Origin of the sequence: Streptomyces sp. N50 (genome assembly GCF_033335955.1) — a bacterium.
Lineage (GTDB): Bacteria > Actinomycetota > Actinomycetes > Streptomycetales > Streptomycetaceae > Streptomyces.
The window spans coordinates 2,294,435-2,314,690 of record NZ_CP137549.1 but is presented as its reverse complement, the minus strand read 5'-3'; the positions used below and the strand labels follow the sequence as shown (position 1 = coordinate 2,314,690).

Annotated in this window: 24 protein-coding genes; 7 read left to right on the top strand and 17 right to left on the bottom strand. The window is 71.1% G+C overall.

Annotated features, from left to right (window positions below; genetic code table 11):
* Positions 1-78 precede the first annotated feature (78 nt).
* From R2B38_RS10055 to R2B38_RS10025, 7 genes are all read right to left on the bottom strand, one after another.
* Positions 79-732 (bottom strand): response regulator transcription factor, encoded by a 654-nt coding sequence (locus R2B38_RS10055; protein WP_318015915.1) that lies wholly within the window; start codon positions 730-732, stop codon positions 79-81.
* Entirely contained in the window at positions 717-1,979 is a 1,263-nt protein-coding gene (locus tag R2B38_RS10050; protein WP_318015914.1) for a sensor histidine kinase, read from the bottom strand. Before R2B38_RS10050 ends, R2B38_RS10055 begins: the two co-directional genes overlap by 16 nt.
* A gap of 134 nt (positions 1,980-2,113) precedes the next feature.
* Positions 2,114-3,106 carry an NAD-dependent epimerase/dehydratase family protein gene (locus R2B38_RS10045; RefSeq protein WP_318015913.1) on the bottom strand — a complete coding sequence of 331 codons (993 nt, stop codon included), beginning with the start codon at positions 3,104-3,106 and terminating at the stop codon, positions 2,114-2,116.
* A 75-nt stretch (positions 3,107-3,181) separates the two neighbouring features.
* Positions 3,182-3,757, bottom strand: coding sequence for a winged helix-turn-helix domain-containing protein (locus tag R2B38_RS10040; protein WP_318015912.1), 576 nt, complete (start codon positions 3,755-3,757; stop codon positions 3,182-3,184).
* Positions 3,758-4,052: 295 nt separating this feature from the next.
* Positions 4,053-4,973, bottom strand: a complete 921-nt coding sequence (locus tag R2B38_RS10035; protein WP_318015911.1) for a DUF6891 domain-containing protein — start codon at positions 4,971-4,973, stop codon at positions 4,053-4,055.
* A gap of 85 nt (positions 4,974-5,058) precedes the next feature.
* Complete coding sequence (glnII, locus tag R2B38_RS10030) at positions 5,059-6,087, bottom strand: glutamine synthetase (protein WP_033284207.1); 1,029 nt, start codon at positions 6,085-6,087, stop codon at positions 5,059-5,061.
* A 257-nt stretch (positions 6,088-6,344) separates the two neighbouring features.
* Positions 6,345-6,770: a MarR family winged helix-turn-helix transcriptional regulator gene (locus R2B38_RS10025; protein WP_318021630.1), complete on the bottom strand. Its 426-nt coding sequence runs from the start codon at positions 6,768-6,770 to the stop codon at positions 6,345-6,347.
* Between the two features lie 103 nt (positions 6,771-6,873).
* Here R2B38_RS10025 and R2B38_RS10020 point away from each other — a divergent pair, with 103 nt between their 5' ends.
* On the top strand, positions 6,874-7,737 hold the full coding sequence (locus tag R2B38_RS10020; RefSeq protein ID WP_318015910.1) for an alpha/beta fold hydrolase: 864 nt from the start codon (positions 6,874-6,876) through the stop codon (positions 7,735-7,737).
* A 3-nt stretch (positions 7,738-7,740) separates the two neighbouring features.
* Here R2B38_RS10020 and R2B38_RS10015 read toward each other — a convergent pair whose 3' ends face one another.
* The 3 genes from R2B38_RS10015 to arsM form a co-directional block, all read right to left on the bottom strand.
* Positions 7,741-8,424: a hypothetical protein gene (locus tag R2B38_RS10015; RefSeq protein WP_318015909.1), complete on the bottom strand. Its 684-nt coding sequence runs from the start codon at positions 8,422-8,424 to the stop codon at positions 7,741-7,743.
* A gap of 133 nt (positions 8,425-8,557) precedes the next feature.
* Positions 8,558-8,917 carry an arsenate reductase family protein gene (locus R2B38_RS10010; RefSeq protein ID WP_318015908.1) on the bottom strand — a complete coding sequence of 120 codons (360 nt, stop codon included), beginning with the start codon at positions 8,915-8,917 and terminating at the stop codon, positions 8,558-8,560.
* A gap of 10 nt (positions 8,918-8,927) precedes the next feature.
* The gene (gene arsM, locus R2B38_RS10005) at positions 8,928-9,719 is read right to left on the bottom strand and encodes an arsenite methyltransferase (RefSeq protein WP_318021629.1); all 792 of its coding nucleotides are present in this window, start codon (positions 9,717-9,719) and stop codon (positions 8,928-8,930) included.
* Between the two features lie 79 nt (positions 9,720-9,798).
* Here arsM and R2B38_RS10000 point away from each other — a divergent pair, with 79 nt between their 5' ends.
* The 4 genes from R2B38_RS10000 (at position 9,799) to R2B38_RS09985 (ending at position 11,995) form a co-directional block, all read left to right on the top strand.
* Positions 9,799-10,185 (top strand): metalloregulator ArsR/SmtB family transcription factor, encoded by a 387-nt coding sequence (locus R2B38_RS10000; protein ID WP_318015907.1) that lies wholly within the window; start codon positions 9,799-9,801, stop codon positions 10,183-10,185.
* On the top strand, positions 10,182-10,904 hold the full coding sequence (locus R2B38_RS09995; RefSeq protein WP_318015906.1) for an aquaporin: 723 nt from the start codon (positions 10,182-10,184) through the stop codon (positions 10,902-10,904). The genes R2B38_RS10000 and R2B38_RS09995 overlap by 4 nt, the downstream gene beginning before the upstream one ends.
* 134 nt (positions 10,905-11,038) lie before the next feature.
* On the top strand, positions 11,039-11,452 hold the full coding sequence (locus R2B38_RS09990) for an arsenate reductase ArsC (RefSeq protein WP_411978433.1): 414 nt from the start codon (positions 11,039-11,041) through the stop codon (positions 11,450-11,452).
* 228 nt (positions 11,453-11,680) lie between these two features.
* Positions 11,681-11,995 (top strand): hypothetical protein, encoded by a 315-nt coding sequence (locus R2B38_RS09985; protein ID WP_033284269.1) that lies wholly within the window; start codon positions 11,681-11,683, stop codon positions 11,993-11,995.
* Positions 11,996-12,300: 305 nt separating this feature from the next.
* Here R2B38_RS09985 and R2B38_RS09980 read toward each other — a convergent pair whose 3' ends face one another.
* Positions 12,301-12,654 carry a hypothetical protein gene (locus tag R2B38_RS09980; protein ID WP_318015905.1) on the bottom strand — a complete coding sequence of 118 codons (354 nt, stop codon included), beginning with the start codon at positions 12,652-12,654 and terminating at the stop codon, positions 12,301-12,303.
* A gap of 66 nt (positions 12,655-12,720) precedes the next feature.
* Positions 12,721-13,905 carry a winged helix DNA-binding domain-containing protein gene (locus tag R2B38_RS09975; protein ID WP_318015904.1) on the bottom strand — a complete coding sequence of 395 codons (1,185 nt, stop codon included), beginning with the start codon at positions 13,903-13,905 and terminating at the stop codon, positions 12,721-12,723.
* Between the two features lie 205 nt (positions 13,906-14,110).
* Between R2B38_RS09975 and R2B38_RS09970 the strand changes: the two genes are divergently transcribed.
* On the top strand, positions 14,111-15,451 hold the full coding sequence (locus tag R2B38_RS09970; RefSeq protein WP_318015903.1) for a DUF2252 domain-containing protein: 1,341 nt from the start codon (positions 14,111-14,113) through the stop codon (positions 15,449-15,451).
* A gap of 230 nt (positions 15,452-15,681) precedes the next feature.
* Positions 15,682-15,987, top strand: a complete 306-nt coding sequence (locus tag R2B38_RS09965; RefSeq protein WP_033284198.1) for a hypothetical protein — start codon at positions 15,682-15,684, stop codon at positions 15,985-15,987.
* A 34-nt stretch (positions 15,988-16,021) separates the two neighbouring features.
* On the opposite strand, the gene pspAB is transcribed toward R2B38_RS09965, so the two are convergent.
* From pspAB to R2B38_RS09940, 5 genes are all read right to left on the bottom strand, one after another.
* Positions 16,022-16,606, bottom strand: coding sequence for a PspA-associated protein PspAB (gene pspAB / locus R2B38_RS09960; protein WP_318015902.1), 585 nt, complete (start codon positions 16,604-16,606; stop codon positions 16,022-16,024).
* 17 nt (positions 16,607-16,623) lie between these two features.
* The gene (htpX, locus tag R2B38_RS09955) at positions 16,624-17,547 is read right to left on the bottom strand and encodes a zinc metalloprotease HtpX (protein ID WP_033284196.1); all 924 of its coding nucleotides are present in this window, start codon (positions 17,545-17,547) and stop codon (positions 16,624-16,626) included.
* A gap of 133 nt (positions 17,548-17,680) precedes the next feature.
* Positions 17,681-19,000 carry a hypothetical protein gene (locus tag R2B38_RS09950; RefSeq protein WP_318015901.1) on the bottom strand — a complete coding sequence of 440 codons (1,320 nt, stop codon included), beginning with the start codon at positions 18,998-19,000 and terminating at the stop codon, positions 17,681-17,683.
* Entirely contained in the window at positions 19,000-19,257 is a 258-nt protein-coding gene (locus R2B38_RS09945) for a hypothetical protein (RefSeq protein WP_318015900.1), read from the bottom strand. The genes R2B38_RS09950 and R2B38_RS09945 overlap by 1 nt, the downstream gene beginning before the upstream one ends.
* Positions 19,258-19,855: 598 nt before the next feature.
* Positions 19,856-20,074 (bottom strand): hypothetical protein, encoded by a 219-nt coding sequence (locus R2B38_RS09940; RefSeq protein ID WP_318015899.1) that lies wholly within the window; start codon positions 20,072-20,074, stop codon positions 19,856-19,858.
* Between the last annotated feature and the right edge of the window lie 182 nt (positions 20,075-20,256).

The following is a 20,256-nucleotide window of genomic DNA, read 5'->3' as shown; positions in this document are numbered from 1 at the left end:
TGATGAGAGATTCTTGGGTAAGTCCCCTCCCAACTGCCCTTTAAACACCGGCAGTTGTGATCGACTCACAGGTAGTGCTCAGCGTCCCTGGTCCAAATAGGCCAATACCGCCAGCACGCGGCGATTGTCATCGTCCGAGACTTCCAGCCCCAGTTTGGCGAAAATATTGGACGTGTGCTTCCCGATCGCCCGTTCCGTGACGACGAGTTGCCCCGCGATCGCCGCGTTCGACCGCCCCTGCGCCATGAGTTCGAGCACCTCGACCTCCCGCGGCGTCAACCGCCCCAGCGGCCGGTCGTCGGCGGCCCGCCGCGCCAGCAACTGCTGGATGACCTGCGGATCCATCACCGTCCCACCCCCGGCCACCCTCCGTACGGCATCCACGAACTGCTCGGCGTCGAACACCCGGTCCTTCAGCAGGTACCCCACCCCGCCGGTCCCGTCGGCGAGCAACTCCCGCGCGTACAACTGCTCCACGTGCTGCGACAGCACCAGCACCGGCAGCCCCGGCCGCTCCCGTCGCGCCCGCAACGCGCACTGCAGCCCCTCGTCGGTGTGCGTGGGCGGCAGCCGTACGTCGACCACGGCGACGTCGGGCGCCGACTCGGCCAGCGCTTTGGTGAGTTCGGGCCCGCTCTCCACGGCCGCCACGATCTCGAAGTCGTAGGCCTCCAACAACCTGACCAGCCCGTCCCGCAGCAGGAACAGGTCTTCGGCTAGGACAACACGCACGGAATCTCCATGGTCACCATGGTGGGACCGCCCGCAGGACTGCTGACGGCCAGGACGCCGTCGAATGTACCCAGCCGCCGCCCGACCCCGGAGAGCCCCGACCCGCCCCCGACCACGGCACCACCCCGCCCGTTGTCGGTGACGGAGATCCTCAACGCCCCTTCCCCGTACCGCATATCGACCCAGATCCGATCGGCCCCGGAGTGCTTGACGGCATTGGTGAGCACCTCGCTCACGGCGAAGTACGCGGCCGACTCGACCGGCGCGTCGGCCCGACCGCCCCCCAGCTCCGCGGCCACCTCGGTCGGCACCGGCATCCGCAGCGCCAACGCCCGTACGGCGTCCGCGAGTCCACGCTCCGCCAGCACCGGCGGATGAATCCCCCGAACGAGATCCCGCAGTTCGTCGAGAGCCTCGGCGGAGGACTGCCGGGCCCGAGCGAGCAACTCCCGGGCCTTGGCGGGGTTCTTCTCCAACAGCGCCTCGATGGTGCCGAGATCCATCCCCATGGCCACCAGCCGGGCCTGCGCCCCGTCATGCAGATCGCGCTCGATCCGCCGTAGCTCAGCGGCGGAACCATCCACGGCATCCCGCCGCGTCTCGGTCAACACCCTTACGCGCTCGGCGAGTTGACCCTGCCCCGGGGCGAGCAGAGCCCGGGTCAGCAGAAAGTGCACGCGCAGCAGCGCAGGCGTGAGGAAGTAGGAGGCGACGAGAATCCCGACCCCCAGAAGCCCCGCGAGCAGCGCACTGCCTTGCCCACTCACCGGCACGAATCCGTACCACCACCCCACATACGTCCCGTCCGTGAACACCCGCCACAGCCCGAACGCCAATGCGAAGCCCTCCAGCGGATAGAAGACCAGGACGGCGGGCAGCAAGGCGGTCACGAACCCGGCGACCATGTCGACGGGCAGCCACAGGAGATCCCGCCAGGTGGCAGGGTCACCGAGCAGGCGAAAGGTCCGGGTCCAGGGCCGCGCACCCGGCGGCACCGCCCGATAGGCGGGCGGAATCCGCACCCCGCACCACTCCGCGGCAAGCAGCCGCCGCCGATCCGCCTGCGCCCGCACCCCGGCCAGCACCCAGGGCGTGGTGATCAGCCCGACACCGAGCGGGACGAGCACAAGGGACACGACGGTGAGCACGAAGAGCGTGAGCGAACCGCCGAGAGAGATGAGCGCGAGGGCGAGTCCACGCAGCCCGGCCACCAGGACAGTACGGGCCCGCTCACGGTTCGTTTCCATAAGCCCAGTTTTACTGAGGGACGAGCCCGGGTCACGGTGCTCAGGCCCCCATGAAGGGGGTGGTGCTGTCCCCACCTGTTTTCAGGGGCGCGGGGAACTGCGCGACCAGCCCCCACGCACCCGCAGTCAAAAAACTACGACCCCAACGGCACCCCAAGCACCTCCGCCTCCACAGCAGGGTCAAGCCCCACCCCCGCCGGCCCCGCATACGACGGCACGCTGCGCAACCACTCCCACGTGTCAGCCACGGTCTCCTCGACGGACCGACACGTCAGCCCAGCAGCCACCGCCCGGGACACATCCGCACTGTGCAACGCGTCGTACCCCTCACTCCCCGCCGGCACCCACACCGGCAACTGAGTCCAAGGCTCGATCCCCGCCCCGAGCACGACTTCCGCCGAGGTCCACCGCAACGACGCCGCCCCACCGGTAACCCGCACACACGCGTCCAGCAAAGACCCCATCGTCGCGTGCCCCTGAGGAGAGATGAGGTTGTACGCCCCGCTCAACTCCCGCTCCACCGCCCCCAGCAACCACTCCGCGAGATCCCGCACATCGACGTACTGAAGCGCCAACTCCCGAGGCCCGGGCGCCAACACAGGCCCACCCCGAGCAACCCGCCCCAACCACCACGGCAACCGCCCGATGTTCTCGTACGGCCCGAGGATGAGCCCGGCCCGGGCGAACACCGACCGCTCCGCCCCGAACGCCCCGAGCGCGGCCAGCTCCCCGCCCCGCTTGTCCCGCGCGTAGTCGGTCTTGTCGGCGGAGGCCAGGGCCCCCTCGACAAGCGGCGCGTCCTCCCCGTACCCGCCCGGCGGAGCCCACGCGTACACAGAGCAGCTCGACACATACACATACCGGCCCACCCGATCGGCAAGCAGCCGCGCCGCGTCGTCGACCGCCCGCGGCGCCGCCGACCAGGTGTCGACCACGGCATCCCACTCGCCGGAGGCCAACGCGGCGAGCCCACCGGGCGCGGTGCGGTCACCCCGCAACGCCCGTACCCCGGCCGGGGCCTCGTGCCGCCCCCGGTTGAGGACGGTCACCTCCCAGCCCCGGCCGAGGGCAGCCTCCACGACGGCCCGCCCCGCGAACTCCGTACCGCCCAGCACCAGAAGTCTCATACCGGTGACTCTGCCCGCGAGGCGCACGGAACGGAACGTCGATCTGCCGTCAGCAGATGACCGGACCGCAGATGATCAACGCGCGGTCGGTGGCGTGTACTTGTACCCCACCCGCCGCACCGTCTGGATCGCCTTCCGGTGCTCGACCCCCAGCTTGCGGCGCAGCCGCGCGATGTGGACGTCGACGGTACGGCCGTCGCCCACATGCCCGTAGCCCCACACCGTGGTGACCAGCTGGTCGCGGGTGTGGACCCGGTTGGGGTGCGCGACGAGATGGGCGAGGAGCTCGAACTCCAGGTACGTCAGGTCGAGTTCCGCCCCGTTCAGCTGCGCGGTCCGCTGCACGGTGTCGATGCGGACGAGCGGTTCGGCCTCGGCGGGGAGGGACGGCGGGACCGGGTCGGCGGTCCGGGTGAGGTGCGGGCTGTCGGCCGGGATGAGGACGAGGTACCCGACCATCGGCGGCTGCCCCGGCAGCGTGGGCAGCGTGTGCGGCGGCGCGGGCAGCCAGGTGGCGCCCGGCGGCAGGAACTCCGCCACGTCGATCACCTCGTCCCGGTCCACGGCGCGCAGATGGTGCCGTGGGGCGTTCGGGGCGGGGGTGTCGAGCGGGGCGGAGGGAAGAGCGGGAAGGGAACGGATGATCGCCATGAGAGGTCAGCTCTTTCGCGCGAGAGGTTCGTCGAGGGGACGTACGTCGAGTCGCGCAGGCCGGAGGCCGAGGGTGGTTCGGCTTTAGAGGGCCGGCGCGTTCATCGCGCGACAACACACCCGGTCGAAGTCATGGTGCTGACGGGAAGGCCAGAAGGGCTCGAGGTCATGGCGACCCGTCGCTCCGCACTTCTGGTAGTTGCCCATGCGCCCATTGAAGCAGACACACGCCCGCAACAGGACCCTCCTCTCACAGCTTGGACGCCCCCTTGGCGGGAAATTGACGTCCGGCCCCTCAGCCGACCAGCCGTCTGTGCCAGGTCAGCGGCTTGACGTCGATCGCCTTGTCCAGATCGCCGTCCCAGTCGGCGGACAGCCCGGCTCCACGCAGCGCGGCCAGCACCTCGTGCCCGACGGCCGCGGCGGTCTCGTCCGAGCCGTCGAACCCGCCGTAGTGCAGCGCGAGTCCGTGCCCCTGGACAGCGTGCTCGGTGATCTGCTCGTGGAAGAAGACGAAGCCGCGGGCGTCCTCCCGCTCGGCGCCCATCTCCGCGAGGCCGCAGCCCCGGCAGCAGGCGAAGTTCTCCCGGGCCGTGATGCCGCTCGCGTTCAGCGTCTCGAAGGCGCGAGTGAGCCGGTCCGGGTCGGTGACGCCCTCCCAGGCCGCCTGCTCACCCACCCGCTCCACCCACAGCCGGTCCACCAGCCGCGCGGCCTGGGCGCGGGAGACCGGCCGCTCGTCGCCCTTGACCAGGTAGTCCTCGGCGATCTCGGTCAGCGTCTTCCGGTCGTCGTAGCCGCAGCGCAGCCGTGTCCTGACCCGCTCCTCGACCGTGTCCCGCACCTCGTCCGGCAGGTCGGGCACTTCTTCCCGGGGGCCCAGGTCGACCGGCTCCCAGCCGAGGCCCGCGTCCCAGCCGGGCGTCTGCCGTGCCCAGGCGGTCAGCAGATCCGCCACCCGGTCCGCGCCGTCCAGGTTCGTACCGTAGAACTCGTCCTCGCTCAGCCGGTGTTCCAGCCGGTAGTCACCGCCCTTCTCGTGCCACACCTGGGCGAACACGTCCGGGAGGTCGGGTATCCGCTGCACGATCAGGAAACGGTCGCGGGCGCCCCCGATCCGCGCCACCAGCTCCCGCAGCCGTACCGCCGAAGTCCGCGTGTACGTCTGCCTGTTCTCCGTCTCGACCTTGATGTCGAGACCCCCGTCGATCTCCATGTCCCCCACCATGGCACGCGCCACTGACAACGCGAGGAGGCGCCCACCGCGACGGTGGACGCCTCCTCGTGCAAGCAGGGGCGGATCAGACCTGGCCGGCCTTCTCCAGCGCCGCGCAGCAGGTGTCGACGATCAGCCGGGTCACCAGGTACGGGTCGACGTTCGCGTTCGGACGGCGGTCCTCGATGTAGCCCTTGCCGTCCTTCTCGACCTGCCACGGGATACGGACCGAGGCGCCGCGGTTGGAGACGCCGTAGGAGTACTCGTTCCACGGGGCGGTCTCGTGCAGGCCCGTCAGGCGGTCGTCGATGCCGGCGCCGTAGTGCTTGACGTGGTCGAGGGGCTTGGAGCCCTCGCCGAGGGACTCGCACGCGGTGATGATCGCGTCGTAGCCCTCGCGCATCGCCTTCGTGGAGAAGTTGGTGTGCGCGCCCGCGCCGTTCCAGTCGCCCTTGACCGGCTTGGGGTCGAGGGTCGCGGAGATGCCGAAGTCCTCGGCGGTGCGGTAGAGCAGCCAGCGGGCGATCCACAGGTGGTCGGAGACCTCCAGCGGGGAGACCGGGCCGACCTGGAACTCCCACTGGCCGGGCATGACCTCGGCGTTGATGCCGGAGATCGCGAGACCGGCCTTGAGGCAGTTCTCCAGGTGGGCCTCGACGATCTCGCGGCCGAAGATCTCGTCGGCGCCGACACCGCAGTAGTAGCCGCCCTGGGGGGCCGGGAAGCCGCCCTCGGGGAAGCCCAGCGGACGGGCGCCGTCGAAGAAGGTGTACTCCTGCTCGATGCCGAAGATCGGCTCCTGCGCGGCGTACTTCTCGGAGACCTCGACGAGCGCGGCACGCGTGTTGGACTCGTGCGGCGTCATGTCGATCTCGAGGACCTCGCACATGACGAGGATGTCGTCGCCGCCGCGGATCGGGTCCGGGAAGCTGGCGACCGGCTTGAGCACGCGGTCCGAGGAGTGCCCCTCGGCCTGGTTCGTGGACGACCCGTCGAAGCCCCAGATCGGGAGCTCGGCGCCCTTCGCGTCGTCGGCCAGAATCTTCGTCTTGGAACGGAGCTTGGCCGTCGGCTGGGTGCCGTCGATCCAGATGTACTCAGCCTTGAAGGTCACGGGCCACATCCTTCGGGGTGGGTCATTCGTCGCACTCGCGGGTGCTGCGGCGCAGCGGCACTGGAGCGCCGCGATTCATTGCCGGGCAGCCTGTCAACATGCGATTTCCCGATCATTGCCCAAGCGTGAACCCCGTGTTACCTGGTGGCGCTGTGTCCCGATTCACGTGCACTGCGCACGGCGCACCCGGGGACCGCTGTGAACCCGCTGTTCGCACTTGCGGACGGGCGTCGCCGTACGGCTCGTATGCGATGGGGTTAGCCCTCGGCGGCGGCCTCGCGGACCCCGTCCAGGAAGCCCCGGACCGCCGCCAACTCCCGGTCGTCGTAGCCCTGGAGCAGTTCTACGGCACTCCCGATGAGTGGACCGAAGAAAGCTTGCCCGAGTGCGACCGCCCGCTGGTCCACTTCGACCACGACCCTGCGCCGGTCCCCCTCGCTCCGCACCCGCCGCACATGCCCGGCCCGTTCCAGCCGGTCGACCAGGGCGGTGGTCCCCGCCGAGTTGAGCCCGAGCGCGCCGCCGAGCCGCCCGGTCGTCATCTCCTCGCCGGCCCGGTCCGCGTCCATGAGGGCGATCAGGGCGCGGACGTCCGTGGGGTGCATACCGTTCTGGTTCGCGAACCGGGCGCTGTGCAGGCCGAGTTCGACCGCGACGGCCCGCAGGAGATGCACGATCTCCATCTCCGGCCCGGGGTCCGCCTTCTGGTTCCGCACGCTGGCCTCCGGCTATCATCTCGCTCACCGAGTATCTCGCTCAGCGAGATAATAAGGGGAGTGGGCGACCATGGGAATCCGCAGCCCGTACGACAGGGACCGCTTCGAGTCCGCGTACGACAAGGTCATGGCGAAGTGGCCGGCCGAGCGGGAGGCGGTGATCGTCCCGACCCCGTTCGGGGAGACGTACGTGAACGTGTGCGGGCCCGCCGACGGTCGCCCGCTCGTGCTGCTGCCGGGCGGCGGGGGAGCGACCTCGGCGTCCTGGTACGCCCAGGCCGCCGACCTCGCCCGCACCCACCGCGTCCACGCCGTCGACCTGATCGGCGCCCCGGGCCGCAGCGTTCCGGTGGTCGGCCGGAGACCGCGCACGGTGACCGATCTGACGGCCTGGCTGGACGCGGTGCTCGACGGGCTGGGGGCGCCGGTCGTGGACCTCGGCGGGCATTCGTACGGTGGCTGGATCGCGCTGCACTACGCACTGCGCGCGCCCGCCCGGGTACGCCGTCTGTTCCTCCTCGACCCGACCCAGTGCTTCGCCGGGTTCGAGACGGCGTACCTGCTGCACGCGCTGCCGATGCTGCTGCGGCCCACCCCGCGCCGCGTCCGCGCGTTCCTGGAGTGGGAGACCGGGGGAGTGCCGCTGGACCCCGACTGGCTGCGCCTCCAGGAGGCGGGCGCGGGGTTCCCGTCCGCGAAACCGGTGACCGGTCCCCGCCCGGCGCCCGAGGCGCTGCGCGGGCTGAACGCGTCGGTCCTGCTGCTTCTGGCCGGAAGCAGCAGGACCTATGACACGCACCTGGTGGCGGCCCGGGCGGGCCGTCTGCTGCCGCGCGTCGAGACAGACATCCTCCCGGACGTCTCACATCACGCGCTGCCGCATGCCGCGCCGGAGCGACTGGGCCGTCACCTCACCGGTTTTCTCGGGTCGTGAGCGTCACCCCACCTTCTGGATCAGAGCGCGGCGGATGAGGAACTTGCCGGGCTCACGGACCTGTTCGAAGGCCGCGTTGTTCAGCAGGACACAGCTGCCGGAGACCGAAGTCACCTTCACCGTCGTGGACTTGTTGTTGTCCAGGTTGGTGACCTTCAGCGTCGTACCCGCCGGGAACTGGTTGCTGGACGCGGCCGGCGCACCGGCCTCGCCGGAGAGCGTGACGGTCGAGCCGTTGCACACCTGGCTGCCCGCGGCGGCGTTGCCGCCACCGGTGTTGCCTGCCGGAGGGGTCGCCGCCTTGGTCGGGGTGGAAGCCGCGGGCGCCGACTGCGCCGGCTGCGTGGCCTGGGAGTCCTGAGCCGACTCCCCAACCGCACAACCGGACGCCTTCTGCTGCACCTTGATCTGCGCGATGACCGCTTCGCGGTTGGCGATCCGCGCGCTCGACTGGGCGTCGGGCGCGGCGCGTTGACCGTCGATGAACTTCTGGTTGTTGCCGAGCGCGGTGGCGAGCCCCTGGCAGACCGTCGAGTTCGCGGCGGACAGTGTCTTGGCGTTCTGCGCGGTCGACTGCGACGCGTTCGACGTGGTGGCCAGTGCGAAGGCCCCGCCGCCCGCGACCGCCGCGGCGGTGACCAGCAGCGCCAGCTTCTTCTTCGTACTGGCAGTTCTCCTGCGCGACATGCGCGTCTCCTGTGGGGTAGGGGAGCGTACGTCGCTATGTACGGCGGGCCGAACGATGTAACTCAGCGGACACAGGAGTCACATAAGTGACGTGCGTCACAAGGAGGTTGGGGGCCGGTCGGGTCGATGCGGGTCAGCGGGACAGCGCGTCCCGTACCGCCTCGTCGCTGCGGGCGACCACCGCCGTGCCGTCCTCCGCGGTGATGATCGGCCGCTGGATCAGCTTCGGATGCGCGGCGAGCGCCGCCACCCACCGCTCCCGCGAACTCGCTTCCCGCGCCCACGACTTGAGCCCCAGTTCCTTCGCCACGGCCTCCTGGGTGCGCGTGATGTCCCACGGTTCGAGCCCGAGCCGCTCCAGTACGTCCCTGATCTCGTCCTCGCTCGGCACGTCCTCCAGATAGCGGCGGACGGTGTACTCGGCACCCTCGGCGTCGAGCAGACTCACGGCGCTGCGGCACTTGGAACAGGCCGGGTTGATCCAGATCTCCATGGCGTTCACGTTATGCGAGAGGCGCCCCGTCCGGCCCGGTGAGCGGCTTGGCGGCGCGGACGAGGGCGGAGTGCATGCCGTCGGCGACGGGGTGGGTGGGCGTGATCGAGACGCCCGTGAAGCCGGCCGCTTCCAGGCCTTCCCGGTACTCCGTGAAGGACAGGGCCCCGGCGACGCAGCCGACGTGGTCACCGCGCTCGGCGCGCTGCCCGGCGGTGAGGCTGTCGTCCGCGACGACGTCCGAGACGCCCAGGCGCCCGCCGGGCCGCAGGACGCGGAAGGTCTCGGCGAAGACGGCCGGCTTGTCGACGGACAGGTTGATCACGCAGTTGGAGATCACGACGTCGACGGCGTGCGCGGGGAGGGGGATCGCCTCGATGGTGCCCTTGAGGAACTCGACGTTGGCCGCACCCGCCTTCTCGGCGTTGGCCAGGGCGAGTCGGAGCATCTCGTCGGTCATGTCGAGCCCGTACGCCCGGCCGGTGGGGCCGACGCGGCGGGCGGAGAGCAGGACGTCGATGCCGCCGCCGGAGCCGAGGTCGAGGACGCGTTCGCCCTCCCGGAGTTCGGCGACGGCGGTGGGGTTGCCGCAGCCGAGGGAGGCGGCCACGGCCTCGGCGGGCAGGGTGCCGCGTTCGTCGGGGGAGTAGAGGGCGGAACCGAAGATGTCGTCGTCGAAGGCGTCGTCGGTCCCGGTCGGCTGCGGCCCGCAACAGCCGGTGCCGCCCTCGGTGACCTGGACGGCTGCGGCGGCGTAGCGACGGCGGACGGCTTCGCGCAGGTCGGTGGAGTGCTCGCTCATGTCTGCCATGTCTGCCTCCTGTATTGATGTTCTTCGATGCAACGTTGCGCCTTGAATCGAGGAATGTCAACATAGAAGAATGTCGAAACAAGAGCTTGAGGTGATCGGCCGGGACGGGGACCCGGCCGGTTCCTGCTGCGGCGGACTGGCGTCCGCACCGCTGGCTGACGAGCGCGCGACGGAACTGGCCAAGGTCTTCAAGGCACTTGGGGACCCGGTCCGCCTCCGCCTGATGTCGATGATCGCCGCACGCGGCCAGGGCGGTGAGGTGTGCGTGTGCGAGCTGACACCGGCCTTCGACCTGTCCCAGCCGACGATCTCCCACCACCTCAAACTGCTCCGCCAGGCCGGCCTGATCGACTGCGAGCGCCGCGGTACGTGGGTGTACTACTGGGCGCTGCCCGACACCCTGGACCGCCTCGCCGCCTTCCTGGCCGTCCCGCGGACCGTCGCGGCGCCCGCGTGAGCGTCCCCCTCGGCCGCCGCGCCGCCGCCGAGGCGCTCGGGACCGGTCTGCTGGTCGCCGTCGTGGTCGGCTCCGGGATCCAGGCCACCGAGCTGACGCACGACATCGGCCTACGACTGCTGGCCAACTGCCTCGCCACCGTCCTCGGCCTGGGCGCGCTGATCACCCTGCTCGGGCCGGTCTCCGGCGCGCACCTCAACCCGGCCGTCACCCTGGCGAGTTGGTGCGCGGGCCGCCGTACCGGCACCGGACCGTCGCTGCGGGACGTCGCCGTGTACGTGCCCGCGCAGGTGGCCGGGGCGGTCGGTGGCGCGGTCGTGGCCGACGCGATGTTCGCGAAGCCGCTGCTGAGGTTCTCCACGCACGACCGGTTCGCCGGGCACCTGTGGCTGGGCGAGGTCGTCGCCACGGCCGGGCTGATCCTCCTGGTCCTAGGACTGGAACGCACCGGCCGCGCCCGTCTCGCCCCGGCGGCCGTCGCGTCCTACATCGGCGCGGCCTACTGGTTCACGTCCTCCACCTCGTTCGCGAACCCCGCGGTGACGGTGGGCCGCGCCTTCTCCGACACCTTCGCCGGGATCGCCCCCACCTCCGTCCTTCCGTTCATCGCGGCCCAACTGACGGGCGCGGCTGTCGGGTTGACCATCGCGACGATGCTCTACGGCCGTCCCGCGCCGGTCGATACGGCGGCCGCGGTCCCGCAACTCGCCTCTCCCTGACCGCGTTTCGCCCTCGCCCTCACCCTCACCCTCACCCTCGCCCTCACCCTCACCCTCGCCCTCGCCCTCGCCCTCGCCCTCGCCCTCGCCTTTCGCCGTTCCTGACCGCCCTCCGCCGACAAAGGACTCCCTCCGTGTCATCTGCCGCCCCGCGCCCGTCCGTTCTGTTCGTCTGCGTCCACAACGCCGGCCGCTCCCAGATGGCCGCCGCCTTCCTCACCCACCTCGCGGGCAGCCGCGTCGAGGTCCGTTCCGCCGGGTCCGCCCCCGCCGACCAGGTGAACCCCGCGGTCGTCCAGGCGATGGCCGAGGTGGGAATCGACATCGCGGCCGAGACCCCGAAGATCCTCACCACCGAGGCCGTCCAGGCATCCGACGTGGTGATCACCATGGGATGCGGTGACACCTGCCCGGTCTTCCCCGGCAAGACCTATCTCGACTGGCGGCTCGACGACCCCGCGGGACAGGGCGTCGAGGCGGTCCGGCCGATCCGGGACGCGATCGAGGGGTACGTGCGGGGGTTGATCGCGGAGGTGCTGCCGGCTTGAGGGCTGGATCGCGGTATCGGGCGGCGCCCGCTCTGTTCGAATTCGATACCGCCTCACGCACACCTCCCGGAGCTTGCGTGACGCGGTGCCAATATCCTTGCCGACCAGGGGATTTGATGGACCTTGTGGACTCGCCGGTTGTCAGTGGCGGGCAGTAAACTGGGGGCAGTGTTCGAGGGTGTCGCCGGGCGGTCCGGACGGCGCCCTGACCGCGACAGGAGGATGTCCGTGCCCGCTGCCGCACTGAAGCCGAAGCCGTTGCCGACCCAGTCCACCGCGAAGCGTTCCGTCCAGCTCGACCTGCCGTACGTGCCCGTGGAGAAGCGCCCGCTGCCGCCCGGACGCCCGCGGGACTGGTACGTCACGCACAACCGCCGCCTCAAGGCGATGCGGCTGGCCATCGCCCTGCTCGACTCGGGCGTGTACGTCCCGAACCAGGCCCGCAACGAGACGATCCGCAGCACCGCCGAGCTGATCGGCGTCCATGCCCCGTCCGACACGACGTGTCACATGGTGCGGGCGCTGATGCGGTACTCGCGCTGAGGGGTGGCGCCGGGTGCCCTGTGTTTCGGGGCGCCCGGCGTCGGTGCGTGCGGGGTTCCGGGGTGGCCTGCGCTGGTGCCCGCGCTGCCAGGGGCTCCGCCCCCGGACCCCCGTTCGGCCCTGAAGGTGCCTCGTCCTCAAACGCCGGACGGGCTGGGTGTTGGCGCCGACCGGAGTTCAACGGGCTCGGCCCGGGCCGGTGGTGCGCGCGACCCTGCCCAGGCTGGATGGTGACGCCGACCAGCGCTCAAAGACCCGCCCCACGCCCACGGAATGCGCGCCCCTACGCCGGCAGACGCCCACCACTACGCCGACATCACGCGCTCGCCCTCACCGCAGAGGAAGGCCGCGTCCCCGCGCCAATACAACACGCGTCCCCACACCGGCGGAAGCCGCGCCCCTGCGCCGTCCGACGCCTGCTCGCCCTCACCGCAGAGGAAGGCCGCGTCCCCGCGCCAACACGACACGCGTCCCCACACCGGCGGAAGCCGCGCCCCCGCGCCGTCCGACGCCTGCTCGCCCTCACCGCAGAGGAAGGCCGCGTCCCCGCGCCAACACAACACGCGTCCCCACACCGGCGGAAGCCGCGCCCCCGCGCCGCCCGATGCCCGCTCGCCCTCACCGCCGAGGAAGGCCGCGTCCCCGCGCCAACACGACACGCGTCCCCACACCGACGGAAGCCGCACCCCCACGCCGCCCTACGCCGACCTCTGCAACTCCCACCCCTACGCCGACAACTCCCGCTCCACCGGCGTCCGGAACCTCGGCGTCAGCCGAGTCGTCCCCACCCACCCCCGCAACCGCTCCGCCGCCACCCCGATCGCGGCCTCCCCCTCCCGGCCGACGCCCGCCCCGTCGAGGATGCGCCAGGCGATCTCCCCGTCCGGCCGCTGGGCCCAACCCCCCACCACCCGCCCGTCCCACCACACCGTCGGCCCCACGTTGCCGCTGCCGTCGAACAACGCGGGGCGCAGTTCCGGGGCCAGGTACCAGTCCCGCTGCTGCCACCCCATCGCCGTCGGATCGAGCCCGGGGAGCAGGGCAGCCCACGGCTCCGCGGGGCCGGCCAGCGGGGCCAGGTCGCCCGCAGCGACGTAGCCCGTCCCCTCGTTCAGGGACACCGCCTCCGCGCCGATCGTCGTCAGGGCCCGGCGGACGTCCGTCACCCGCCACCCCGTCCACCACTTCAGGTCGGCCTCGGTGGCGGGGCCGCATGCCGTGAGCCAGCGGGCGAGGAGTTCGGCCTGGGCTTCCGCCGTGTCCAGCTCCGGGTGTTCCGGCGCCACCGCCCAGCGGAACTGGCTCGACGTCCAGCCGCCCAGTGGTCGCCCCCGTACCACCTTGCCCTCCACGCCCAGCACCCTCAGCAACCGCGTCGAGACGGTGTGCACGCCCTCGTAGTTCTTGCCGGCCGCGTACACGAACTGTTCCCTCAACCTCGGTTCGTCCACGGCGAGTTCGGCCGCCGTCGCCTGCCCGCGGAGCGTCAGCGCGGACAGCAGCGAGCCCTCGACCTCCTTCAGCCAGGCCGCGTCCGGCGCCCCCGCCTTCGCCATGTCCTTGACCAGGGAGGCCCGTTCGCGGGCGGCGACGGCAAGTCCCGTCGAGGCGTGCACGATCGCGGTCAGATCGGCGGGGAACACGAACACCGTGTGCCGCATGCCGTGCATACGGAGCAGGGTGCGGTCCTCGTACAGCGCGCGGGTGGTCTCCGGGACGGTGGCGGAGGGGTCGGCGAGGCGGGCGCCCACCGCCAGGTACACCGTCGCGGGGTCCGTGCCGTGCAGGGCGACGAGGGAGTCGGCGACGGCCTCGGGGGCGGCGGCGTGGGTGCCGGGGGCGAGGCGGTGGCGGAGGGCCAGGCGGGCCCGGCGTTCGGTGGTGGTGATGTGACGGGGGGTGCGACTCATCTCGGCCTCGTCTCTCTCGTCTCTCTCGACTCGCTCGTCTCTCTCGACCTCGCCTCGAAGACGTCCACTTCTCGGCCGACAGTAGACGTTCACCCCCGTTCACCCGATCGACGTCCCCGAAATGCACCCCCACACCGACCCGGTTTCACTGCGTAGCAACAGGCGGTGCCCTCCCAGAAGGCGGCGGCATGCAAAGACACGGCACATGACCACCCCGGCCGACCGAGCGGACCGGGGCCGCGCCGCGCGCAAACGCGTCGCCCGTTCCGCCCACGCCGGCTGGATCCCCGCCGTGGACCGCCCGGACCCCGTCGCCGTACTGGAACGGCAGGGCAGGGACAGACTCCCGGAACTCCTCCCGATCCGGTACGGCCGCATGGCCGCCTCGCCCTTCGCGTTCCTGCGCGGCTCGGCCGCCGTGATGGCGACGGACCTGGCGTCCCAGCCGCACACCGGCCTCACCGTCCAGCTCTGCGGCGACGCGCACCTCCTCAACTTCGGCCTGTACGCCTCCCCGGAACGCACCCTGCTCTTCGACCTGAACGACTTCGATGAGACGTTCCCGGGCCCCTTCGAGTGGGACGTCAAGCGTCTCGCCGCGAGCGTGGCGGTCGCCGCCCGCGAGAACGGCCACAGCGACACGAAGGCCCACCGCGCCGCGCTGGAGGCGACAGCCGCGTACCGTACGGCTCTTCGCGGCCTGGCCCGCAAGGGCGAACTCGCCGTCTGGTACGAGCGGATCGACGCCGACAGCCTGCTGCCGCTGGTGCGTTCCGCCCGCCACCGCCGCCGGGTGGAGTCAAGCCTCACCCGGGCCCGCCGCCGCACCAGCCTGCACGCCGTGGGCAAGCTGACCGAGACCGTCGACGGCCGCCGCCGTATCGTCCACGACCCGCCCCTCCTCGAACCGGCCGGCGCCGCCGACACGGCCTCCCTGCGCAAGATCTTCAGCGACTACCGCTCCACGCTCTCCGAGGAACGCCGCCTCCTCCTCGACCGCTACCGCTTCGTCGACGCCGCCCGCAAGGTCGTCGGCGTCGGCAGCGTCGGCACCCGCTGCTTCATCGTGCTGCTCGCCGGCCGCGACCAGGACGACCCGCTGTTCCTGCAGATCAAGGAGGCGCGGAAGTCCGTACTGGAGGAGCACCTGCCGAGCGGCCCCTACGTCCACCCCGGCCACCGGGTCGTGGCGGGCCAGCGCCTCCTCCAGGCGGCCAGCGACATCTTCCTCGGCTGGATGACGGGCCCGCAGGGCCGCGCCTTCTACTGGCGCCAACTGCGTGACATGAAGGGCTCCGCGGACGTCGTCGGCATGGGCCCGGCGGCCCTCACGGCGTACGCCCGCCTCTGCGGCAACGCCCTGGCCCGCGCCCACGCCCGCTCCGGCGACCGCGTCGCGATCGCCGCCTACCTGGGCAACACCGACACCTTCGAACGCGCCGTGGCGGACTTCGCCCTCACCTACGCCACCCAGACGACCGCCGACCACGCGGCCCTCGGCGCGGCCGTAGCGGCAGGCGTGGTCACGGCGGCACCGGGCATCTGACGGACCCCCGCACGAAAAAGAAGATGCACACCGAGTGACCGACTCCCTACGCTGGAGACGCATTGCGGAGCAGGTCACCACTGCTTCACGCAGGACCGGCGTCACCCTGCGGAGTCGGCGCTAGTCTCGTTCGCACCCAACCCACCGACGGTCGGCCGCCCACCCCAGCGCCCTGTCGGGACAGATTCCATACCGCTCGGACACCACACCCACGCCCACGGAGGCCCGTCATGGGCACCATCATCCTTTCCGGGACCGTCGTCCTGGTCGTCCTGGGATTCGGAAACCACGTCTGGTGGCTCGCCGCCGTCGCCGTGCTCTTCCTCTACGTCCGGTACGGCAGGGACTCGACGTCGTCCACCTCGTCGTCCTCGTCCACGTCGTCCTCGTCGGGCGGCGGTTCCTCCTCGGGGAGCACCCCGTCGAGCTACCGCGCGTACCGCGACCGCCGTGACAAGCAGGCCAAGTGGGAGCGCCGTTACCAGCGCGAGCGCCCCCTGGAGTCGCGTCGGCAGGCGCGAGAGAAGAGCAAGTAGGAGAAGAAGCGCACGTAGGGGACCGGGGCGCCCGTCACAACCCGGGGGCGCCCCACACCGGGAACCACCGGCTCAGGTCCTGCTCGATCCGCAGGTCGTTGCCGAGCATCGACTTGACCTGGAGCTCCAGCGCGCTGTCGCGCCGCTGACCGTCACCGGCCAGCGGCGCGAACGGGAAGAACGTCCCGCGCTTGTACAGATAGACCAGCGCCAGCCGCCGCCCCGCGTCATCCTCGAACCCGGCCAGCGAGCACAGGAGTTGGGGCCCGAAGCCGTTGACCTCCATCGCGCTGTTCACCGCGTGCAGATCGTTGACGAGCGCCGACAGTTGATCCGGCGAGCGCCGCGACACCAGCCACGAGTAGCCGTAGGCATCCTGGGTCAACTCGACCGGCGGCCCGGTGCGTTCGGCGTCCGCGTCCAGCAGTGCCTGGACCTCCCGGTGCGTCTGCTCGAACGCCCCGCCCTCCACCGTCGCGAAGCACACCGCACCGCGCCCGGTCGCCCGGAACCCGGCCGCCGCCTCCAGCGTCACCGCCGCCGAGGGCAGCGCGAACAGCTGATCGAGATCGGGAGCGACCGGTTTCGTACGGCCGAGCAGGATGTCCAGCAAGCCCATACTCAGTCCCCCATCCCTCAGTCCGCCTTCCCGATACCGGGCACCGCCGCCTCACCCAACTCGGCGGAGATCCGCCCCAGTTGGTCGAGCCGCTGCTCCAGGCTCGGGTGGGTCGAGAAGTACTTGGAGATACCGGGCTCGGTACCCGTCGCCGGGCTGAAGTAGAAGGCGTTGAAGGCCTGCGCGGTCCGCAGGTCCTTGGTCGGGATCCGGGCGATGTCCCCGTCGACCTTGGTGAGCGCGGACGCGAGCGCCGAAGGCTTGCCGGTGAGCAGGGCCGCCGCCCGGTCGGCCGCCAGCTCCCGGTACCGGGACAGCGCCCTGATCAGCAGGAAACTGATCGCGTACACGGCCGCCGAGATGCCCATGATCCCCGCGAAGACGGCAAGGGTGTTCTGGTCTTTCCTGCCCCGGAAGATCTGCGAGTAGAAGGCGAACCGGACCATCAACCCGGCGAGCACCCCGAGGAACGACGCCACCGTGATCACGGCCACGTCCTTGTGCGCCACGTGCGACAACTCGTGCGCGAGCACACCCTCCAGCTCGGCCGGCTCCAGCCGCCGTAGCAGACCGGTGGTCACGCAGACGACGGCGTGGTCGGCGTTCCGCCCGGTGGCGAAGGCGTTGGGCATGTCGATGTCGGAAACGGCGACGACAGGTTTCGGCATGTCGGCGACGGCACACAGCCTGTCGATCACACCGTGCAGCTCGGGATACTCCTCCCGCTCCACGATCCGCCCGTGCATCGCGTACAGCGCGATCCGGTCGGAGAACCAGTACTGCGCGACGAGCAGCCCGCCCGCCAGCACCACGACCAGCACCCAGGACTTCAGCAACACGATCAGCGCGGCCACGAACGCCACGTACAACAGCCCGAGCAGGAACAGCGTCAGACCCATACGTATGGTCAACCGCCGGTCGCTCCGGAAGCGGCTCTGCATCTGCCATCACCCCGCAGTCAGGCACTCGTCCCACCGCCCAGTGTGCACCCGGCCCTTCCCATGAAGTGGTCCCGATCGGCCCTAGGCGGAGCAAAAGGTCCCTGAGAATCCAGTGAGCGCGGCCGGGCGCAGGTCAGCCGCCGAGCCCGGCCTCCCACAGCCGCCGCGTCAGCACGTACTCACTGAACAGATGCCGGGCCCGCCCGAGCAGCTCACCGACCTCGGCATCCCCCGGCGTCATCCCCTCCTCCGGATGCCACCGCCGCACCACCTGCGCACCCCAGGCCCGCAACCGCGCGTCCGGATCGTCGAGCACGGTCACGGCGGCCCGCAGCCGTACGATCCCGCCCCGCGCGTCCAGCAGCCGGAACGCGCCGACGCGCACATGCCGGGGCCACCCCTTGGGCCACCCACCCACGAGCCGTTCCATGAGCGGCCCGTCCGGCACCAGCCCGGCCGACGGCAACAACGCGAGCGTCGCCTCCCGCACGACCCCGGGCGCCGGATCATCGAGCAACGGCAGCATCCGCGGTACGTCCACGACGTCCAGGGTCCGCAACCCGCCGAGGGCCCGCGCCCGCACGGCGGCGGCCGGATGCGAGACGAGCGGCCACAACAGAGCGGCATCCCTTCGCTCCCCACACTCCGCGAGCCCGATCACGGCCCCGGGCACCGGATCACCGCCCGAGCACCAGCCCCGGTACACCGTCAACGGATCGCCCCCGTGCTGCCGTACGACATACCGTGCACAGGCCCGCACGACCCCCGACCGATCCCCGAGAAACCCCTCCGCCTGCTCCGGCAGCCCTGCCGCCCGCAACGCGGTGACCCCGGTCGCCCGGGCCCGCGGACTCCGCGCCCCGAGCAACGGTGCGAGCACACCGTCGTAGTCCCCCGTCTTCACTACGGCGGCCAGCGCGGCGTCCGCGCACAGGATCTGTACGACGGTGTCGGGGTCCCGGGCAGCGGCGCGGGCGAGTTCGGCGGGGGAGAGGAGCCCCTCCTCGACAGCGAGCCGATGGGCATGACGACGCACGGCACGGTCGGCGCGGGTGAGGAGCGGAGCGAGCTGTTCGCGGGACGCCCGGCGCAGTACCTCGTCGAGCAGGTCGATGGCGAACGCTCCCCGGCCACGCCGCCCGAAGAGCAGGATGAGCGGCGCGAGCGCGACGGCGGTGTCCATGTCGAGGGCCTCGGCCAGCAACTCCCGCGCCCGCTCCCGCACTTGCCCGACCCAGTCGCCGCACCGGACGACGAGCAACGGCAGCAGGCCGGGGTCCCCGGCGACCTGCTCCAGCGCCGCCTCCCGGATCCTGCCGTCACGATGGCACAGGTCGATCGCGAGCCGAGACGCGACGAGGCCGGAGGGCGCGTACGACTCACGACGCAGCGCCTCGTCCAGCCGGAGCCACGCGAGGGGCTCTCCGACGTCGATCTTCTCGTCCCTCTCCATTACGGCGCCCGGAAGTCGACGTACCCCAGCAACACGATGACCGCGGCGACACTCCCCAGCACGACCACCGTCGACACCCAGGACGACCGCCGAGGCCCCACCCCCTCGGGCTCACCCCGGAACGGCATCGGCTCCGGCGGATTCTCCCTCCACCGAGCCGCCAACATCCGAGCCCGAGCGGACGGCTCCTTGTGCTCGGCCCCGTCGGCCCACTTGAGGTCGAACTCGCGCTCCTCGTCGTCGTGTTGCTGTCCCATCCCCGTTACCTTTCTCGAACAACCGTGTCAGTGGCGATGATCCCTGGCCGCACTCGGTCTGTGAAGCGAGTTCCGGGCAGACGACAGCGCCCCCGCCTCCCCGAGGGGGACAGGGGCGCCAAGGACACGGGGACCGGTTCGCCACGTCGCGCTCGGAGGAATTGCTCGCCGTGCCCGTATGAAGGTGACAGAGCGCCGCGCCACTGGCGATCAGTGTGTGCTGGGGCAAGTCCCGGTGCTGGTCGACCAGCAGGTGTCGTGAATTCAAGGCGGTGGAAGGGAGGCGACCGTCCCGCCATGGAGCGGTGTCGCTGGTGTTGCCGAAGGACGCCGGGCGGCCGGAGGCCGATAGCACCTCCCGGCCCCGGCGCGGGGTGTCGGCGTCCATCGAGTCGAGGGCCAGGTCGACGGCGTGGCTGCCGGCGGCGCGACGGATGCCCCCGTCGAAGGTGTAGGACCGGACCGCCTGGCCGTAGCCGTGCCCGCAGTATGAAGTCGTCCGGCGGTGGTTCCGACGCCGCGCGTGGCGCCGCGCTCGTCGCGCCCACAGGGGGGTGGAACGGTTCGGCGCCGGGAGTCACTGGCGCCACCAGGTCGGTCAGCGGCGGAGGAGACCGGCCAACACCCTTAGCACGAGGAGTAGTTGGTCGAGCATTAGCTTCAGGACCCGGGCGGCCGCGTGTCGACGATGGCTCCGGCGCGACCACACCGCAGGCAGGACAATGCCCAGATAGAGCAGCAGGAAGACGATCAGGACCACGGCCCCTGGAGAGGAGAGTGCGGCAGCACCGGTCCGGACGGCATCGACGAACTGCACGAGAAGATCCCTTCGTGGAGAACAGGTGGATCGGGACTTTCGCTGTCCGGCGGGCCGGTACGGAACCCGGATTCTTCGTTTGTACAGTCGAAGCCGAAAGCGGGAGGTCGCCGGCGTACGCCGAGGGGCCGTCCAACGGCGGGGGCGAGACAGTTTGGACAGGCGGGGCGGCGTGCCAGGCA

Excerpts from the sequence above, each read along its gene's own strand:
- R2B38_RS10050 (WP_318015914.1), bottom strand. The coding sequence starts at position 1,979 with ATGGAAACGAACCGTGAGCGGGCCCGTACTGTCCTGGTGGCCGGGCTG.
- R2B38_RS10045 (WP_318015913.1), bottom strand. The coding sequence starts at position 3,106 with ATGAGACTTCTGGTGCTGGGCGGTACGGAGTTCGCGGGGCGGGCCGTC.
- R2B38_RS10040 (WP_318015912.1), bottom strand. The coding sequence starts at position 3,757 with ATGGCGATCATCCGTTCCCTTCCCGCTCTTCCCTCCGCCCCGCTCGAC.
- R2B38_RS10035 (WP_318015911.1), bottom strand. The coding sequence starts at position 4,973 with ATGGAGATCGACGGGGGTCTCGACATCAAGGTCGAGACGGAGAACAGG.
- R2B38_RS10025 (WP_318021630.1), bottom strand. The coding sequence starts at position 6,770 with ATGGAGATCGTGCATCTCCTGCGGGCCGTCGCGGTCGAACTCGGCCTG.
- R2B38_RS10020 (WP_318015910.1), top strand. The coding sequence starts at position 6,874 with ATGGGAATCCGCAGCCCGTACGACAGGGACCGCTTCGAGTCCGCGTAC.
- R2B38_RS10015 (WP_318015909.1), bottom strand. The coding sequence starts at position 8,424 with ATGTCGCGCAGGAGAACTGCCAGTACGAAGAAGAAGCTGGCGCTGCTG.
- R2B38_RS10010 (WP_318015908.1), bottom strand. The coding sequence starts at position 8,917 with ATGGAGATCTGGATCAACCCGGCCTGTTCCAAGTGCCGCAGCGCCGTG.
- arsM (WP_318021629.1), bottom strand. The coding sequence starts at position 9,719 with ATGAGCGAGCACTCCACCGACCTGCGCGAAGCCGTCCGCCGTCGCTAC.
- R2B38_RS10000 (WP_318015907.1), top strand. The coding sequence starts at position 9,799 with ATGTCGAAACAAGAGCTTGAGGTGATCGGCCGGGACGGGGACCCGGCC.
- R2B38_RS09975 (WP_318015904.1), bottom strand. The coding sequence starts at position 13,905 with ATGAGTCGCACCCCCCGTCACATCACCACCACCGAACGCCGGGCCCGC.
- R2B38_RS09970 (WP_318015903.1), top strand. The coding sequence starts at position 14,111 with ATGACCACCCCGGCCGACCGAGCGGACCGGGGCCGCGCCGCGCGCAAA.
- R2B38_RS09965 (WP_033284198.1), top strand. The coding sequence starts at position 15,682 with ATGGGCACCATCATCCTTTCCGGGACCGTCGTCCTGGTCGTCCTGGGA.
- pspAB (WP_318015902.1), bottom strand. The coding sequence starts at position 16,606 with ATGGGCTTGCTGGACATCCTGCTCGGCCGTACGAAACCGGTCGCTCCC.
- htpX (WP_033284196.1), bottom strand. The coding sequence starts at position 17,547 with ATGCAGAGCCGCTTCCGGAGCGACCGGCGGTTGACCATACGTATGGGT.
- R2B38_RS09950 (WP_318015901.1), bottom strand. The coding sequence starts at position 19,000 with ATGGAGAGGGACGAGAAGATCGACGTCGGAGAGCCCCTCGCGTGGCTC.
- R2B38_RS09945 (WP_318015900.1), bottom strand. The coding sequence starts at position 19,257 with ATGGGACAGCAACACGACGACGAGGAGCGCGAGTTCGACCTCAAGTGG.